This is a genomic window from Granulicoccus phenolivorans DSM 17626 = NBRC 107789 = JCM 15570, assembly GCF_000423085.1.
GTDB classification, from domain to species: domain Bacteria; phylum Actinomycetota; class Actinomycetes; order Propionibacteriales; family Propionibacteriaceae; genus Granulicoccus; species Granulicoccus phenolivorans.
This window is the reverse complement of record NZ_AUHH01000079.1, coordinates 1-1,307: the sequence shown is the minus strand read 5'-3', so window position 1 is coordinate 1,307 and position 1,307 is coordinate 1. Positions and strand designations below refer to the sequence as shown.

General features: G+C 71.4%; 1 protein-coding gene. It reads right to left on the bottom strand.

Going from position 1 to position 1,307, the window contains the following annotated elements; all coding sequences use genetic code 11:
- Positions 1 to 1,307: hypothetical protein (locus tag G531_RS26550; RefSeq protein ID WP_211221898.1), on the bottom strand; the 1,307-nt coding region annotated here is incomplete at both ends.

The following is a 1,307-nucleotide window of genomic DNA, read 5'->3' as shown; positions in this document are numbered from 1 at the left end:
TCCACGTACGACTCGGGATCCACGTACGACTCCGGCTCCTCGAACTCCTCGTCAACCTCGGGTTGGGCGCGATCCTCGGCTTCGGGTACCCACGCCTCCTCGGCGGGTTCCAGAGCTTCCTCGAGTTCCTCGAGGGCGAACCCGGCCTCGTTCCATTCGTCCAGTTCTGCGGACTGCTTGGGGACCGGCAGGAATGCCCCGGTGGCCTCGGAGTCCTCGCTGTCGTTGAACTGGGCGCCGCTCGCCGCGATCCCCGGCTCGGCTTCCCCGGCGCTGCCGGTGCCGCAGACGTGGCGCCGCACCCGGGGCAGGTCCGCCCCCGCGTCGGCGAGTAGGCGCCAACCGAACTCGCGGGGAATGTCGCCGTGCGCCACCGTGGTCGACTCGACGCGGAACCGACGGGCGAGTTCGGGGGCCGCTGCGGCGGCGGACAGCGCTGCGCACACCGCGGTCCGCACCGGTGTGCTGAACTTCTCGGTACCCAGATAGATCACCCGGAGTGCACCGGGAAGCAGCGCGGCTGCCGGCACTTCGCGCTGGATCCGCCGCTCGGCCCACGCGATGAGATTTCTCGCCGGCGCGTAGAGCGCGTCGAAGACATGGACTTCGTCGGGGTCGCAGTACTTCAGGATCGCGTCCAACGCAGCGCCTCCGCCGGAATGAGCGGTGAGGATGAGCCGTCCTCGGGGCGCCGAGACGCCGGTCCGGGCGGTGAAGATCCGCAGGCCCTGCTGCACCAACTCGTCGATCGCGCCCGGCCTCAAAAGGGCGGGGAAGACCATCCGGTCCGGGCGCTTGGCACTCGGTGCCGAACTGCCCCGGGGCAACAGGCCCAGGGTCGGCCGGGTACGCCCACCCGCCTGCGCGCCGGACGGGTCGGCGAAATCAAGGCCACTGATCTTCTCCAGGTCCCGGGGCAGCCGCATCGCAGCGGCCCGGCGGGTGTACCCGTGCAGATGCACCACGACGTCGATGACCGCCGGATTGCTCATCGCGTTCCATCGCAGCACCAGATCCGGAGGCGTCCCTCGGTGCGTCGCGAGCATCGGCAGCCGGGATTGTTCGTAGCGCCCGGCCGACGTGCCGCCCGAAGTCGGTATCGGCGCGGGAGTGGGCGCCTGAGCCGGTGGGGCCGCGGCCGGGGTCGGGGTCGGGGCCGGGGCCGGGGTCGGGGTCGGGGTCGGGGTCGGCAACGGTGCCGGGGTGTGCGCACCCAACCGATCCCGGTACGCCGTCACCGCCCGCCGCGCCCGCACATCCGCATCACCCGACAAATACGTCCACAACCGCCACACCCCACGCACATC